The 3509-nt window shown below is 30.7% G+C and carries 4 protein-coding genes; all 4 read right to left on the bottom strand.

Annotated features, from left to right (window positions below; genetic code table 11):
- Positions 1–76 precede the first annotated feature (76 nt).
- The 4 genes from ACZ2V4_RS11540 to ACZ2V4_RS11525 all read right to left on the bottom strand — a co-directional run bounded on the left by ACZ2V4_RS11540 (position 77) and on the right by ACZ2V4_RS11525 (position 3200).
- Entirely contained in the window at positions 77–1000 is a 924-nt protein-coding gene (locus tag ACZ2V4_RS11540; RefSeq protein WP_198549731.1) for a protein rep, read from the bottom strand.
- 240 nt (positions 1001–1240) lie between these two features.
- On the bottom strand, positions 1241–1741 hold the full coding sequence (locus tag ACZ2V4_RS11535) for a GNAT family N-acetyltransferase (protein WP_260644752.1): 501 nt from the start codon (positions 1739–1741) through the stop codon (positions 1241–1243).
- Positions 1742–1862: 121 nt separating this feature from the next.
- Entirely contained in the window at positions 1863–2615 is a 753-nt protein-coding gene (locus ACZ2V4_RS11530) for a phosphorylase family protein (RefSeq protein ID WP_490514931.1), read from the bottom strand.
- A 258-nt stretch (positions 2616–2873) separates the two neighbouring features.
- Entirely contained in the window at positions 2874–3200 is a 327-nt protein-coding gene (locus ACZ2V4_RS11525; protein WP_490514930.1) for a nuclear transport factor 2 family protein, read from the bottom strand.
- Positions 3201–3509 lie beyond the last annotated feature (309 nt).

Here is a 3509-nt window from a genome sequence, read left to right as displayed (position 1 = left end):
TAAACTTGCAGTTTAATCGCATAGTTCTCGCAGAGGCTAAAAAATAAAAAAGCACTGAAATATTTCAGTGCTTTTTTTATTTTTCTTCTTCGATTTCGTTGATTGTCTGATGATTAATTTTTCTTTTTTCTTCTTCGGTTAATTCGTGAAGTTCACTCGCTAGGTACTCTTTCTGATTCCAAATATAATAAATTTGATACAAATATTCAGTTGGATCAATTTCTTTGAGATAATCCAATTCCCCGTTTTTTAGTTTCTTTCTCGCCTCTTTAAAAAGTCCTGAATACACTAGAATCTGCTTACCTTTTAAAGATTTATAATACGCGTCAAATATTTTTTGATTGATAAGATAATCGCTATCTTTACCCGAATACTTCGCCATTTCGTATAATTCTTTGTTGTTATTCTGCTTAATTTTTTGAACATGGACTTGCGTGATCTCTGGCATTCCTGTGACATCTCTCCACATTTCGAGCCATTCTTTTTGTGAAATATAATAACGTTTATCTGTAAAATACGATTTATTTACAGCAATCAGTACGTGAAAATGTGGATTGAAATCATCTCGTTGCTTGTTGTACGTAATTTCTAATTTTCTAACGTAACCTTTCATCATCGCTTTAACATTTTTTCTTTTCACTAATTTTCCAAACGACAAATTATATTTTTTTATTTCATCTTCTAATTCTTCAGCTTTCACATTCGGAGTTGTCAAAGTTAAAAAAATAAACTCTTTTTTCTCTTCCTGCTTGATGTACTGCATCATCAACGACAGTCCCAAAGCATCTTTTCTCGCTTTTCGCCACGCACACATCGGGCAGAAACGATTCTTACACATATTATTTTTATAAAGTTTCTTTTTTGTCTGCTCTTTATCCGTTACAAATGCTAAAAATGTGTTGCAGTCCTTAATCAGATCCATCTGTTTTTCCCCTACAAATTTTTTAATGAAGTTCTGAAACACTTGATTTCTCTTCTTTTTCTCAGTATACTTTTCCATATCAGATATATAAAACAACTTAAGAGTTTTTTATAGCACAAAAAAGTTGCTTTTTCTCCTTCCTGTATAGTTTTAGTCTAGTCAACTTAAACAATACATTACTAGGTATGAAAATGCAACTTTTTTTGTGTTTTAAGCCAGTAATATCAACGGTTTGACGTCGACGTGAATCGCCGTGAATAATTACCTATATTATCAAGATAAAAGAAACTCGCTTAAAATCACTCGTTTCTAACCCCATTAAACCTCTAAATACAACAAATCCTCATCATAATATTTAACCCCATCAAATAAGGCTTTAGGTTCAGTTCCATAATTCTTAAATCCAAATGTTTCATAAAAAGATTTTGCTCTAATATTTTCAGTCACAACAGTCAAAATAATAATTTCAAGACCCTCTAGTTCTTTAGCTTTATCCACTAAAAATTTAACCACATCTTTAGCAACTCCAGTACCTCTATATTCCTCTAAACAATACATAGCGACTAACATACCTTTATGTTTTAATTTTTCTCCCGTTAATCTAATAAATGTCGCCATACAAACTAATTTATCCTTATCGAATCCACCAATAACAAATTTAGTATCAGTCGCCTCTGTTTTCATTTCAAAATTCTCTAAAGGCAAATCAATTTCCCCTTGATATGTAGCAGCAAAAGCACTCGGATCCGTTTGCAACCCTGTTAATCTCAATTTCCTAAAATCAACTGCATCTTTTTTATTTAATACTCTAATTTCCAAAAAAATCCCCCCCTTTTTTTCTACCATCAAAAATATTTAATACTCCATAAAACAAGAGACTCTCTATGGAGTCTCAAGTAAATAAAAATTAAATTACACAACAGCACAAATCAATAATCATTTAATTTAGTTTAATTGTAGATAAATATAATGCTAATTCTCTAATTTTCTCATCAGTTTTTTCCTCTAGTACTTCTCTGTCTTCAGTATAATTATATAAAGTTTCTCCCTTAAACAGATGATCTGATAAGTTTAATAAACCAATTGATTTCTTATTAAACTTAGAAGAAATCGCTAAAGTAGTAGCTGTTTCCATATCTACTCCAAGATGACCATCTTCAGCCCAACCCGCAATTATTTCTTCATTTTCTAAAAGCATTGCGCTCGTAGAAAGAACACTTCCAACAGAATAACTATATCCTTTTAATTCACAGAAATTTATTGCTTCTTTCACTAATGAACTATCCGACTTAACTATTGTTTGGTTAGGTAAATACCATTGAGAAACTCCATCTTGCATTTCAGCTTCCGTTACTATAAGTATATCTCCATAATTAATTTTTGAAGAAAGTCCTCCAAAATAACCCGTTTGTATAAATCTATCTGTCCCAGCCATACCGAACTGATGTACAATATTTGATGCCATTGGCCCTCCATAAACATTAGCAAACCCTATAGCAGTATTACTTAAAGTACCTATTACAGCATTCCATTTTGGTATCAATATATCGTTTTTAAGAACTTCTTTCCAAAAATTAATATTGTCTTTATGTTCCCACTCTCCATGAATAATAAAAGAGCTTGGAATATTTTCAATATTTATACCTAATGAATTTAACCAATCTTCTTGAGTAAAATCACCATACAATTTCATAACATCGCTCGCTTTCTAAATAAATTAAATATCGGCTGAATTGATGAACACTGCCCAAAAATAAGTATATGCATGGAAATAGTATATTTCTATCTATTCAACTTTTATTCCAATTTCCTTTTTGAGTAGAAACTTTGACCCTTCAAACTTCCCAAAGATGAGCCACCAGGCAAAAAACGCCCTGGTGGGCCCACTTCGTTAAGTGTACTTGAAGGGTCTTTTCTTTCTCAAAAAGTTTTCTCGGCATAAATATATTCTCTAATCAAAATTCACTCTTGTACCTTGATGAAAATACAATTTCCAATCTTTTTCATAAAAAACCCATATTGAGCTTCTGACACTTTTAGAATTAAAAGTTTTATCTAACAAAGTATATTTACATAGCTTAACCTGAGTAGATAACTCATCAACAACAAAATCCTCAATTTCATAAGTATTAGAATCTAACTCAATATCAAAAAAATCCTCTTTTTTAAACTTTTTACCTGATTGTCCAAACTCTTCGAAATCAGGATGAAGAATTTTTAAAAAGTCACCATTCTTACGATTTTTAGGATCCAAATGAAAATATTCATATTCAATCATAAAAAATCCTCCTTTTTATACTTATTTTTAATTCTAAAGCCGTTTAAACCAATTTTACTATTTTTCTAGTAAAAAAGTACTCGGAAACCAAAAACGGCTCTTAAAACGCAAATATGAGCCAAATAAGTAAATTTTAATTTTCATCAGTACGAGCGATTTTTTACGTACTGCCCATTTACATGCAAATTTAAAAATTAGCAAAAAATCGTTCCGAATTTGCATTTTAAATGGGTAAACTTGCAGTTTAATCGCATAGTTCTCGCAGAGGCTAAAAAATAAAAAAGCACTGAAATATTTCAGTGCTTTTTT

The organism is Macrococcus sp. CoH-51_TC_04 (assembly GCF_058188655.1).
Note: the sequence above shows the minus strand (reverse complement) of the source record. Positions and strands in the feature narration are given on the sequence as shown.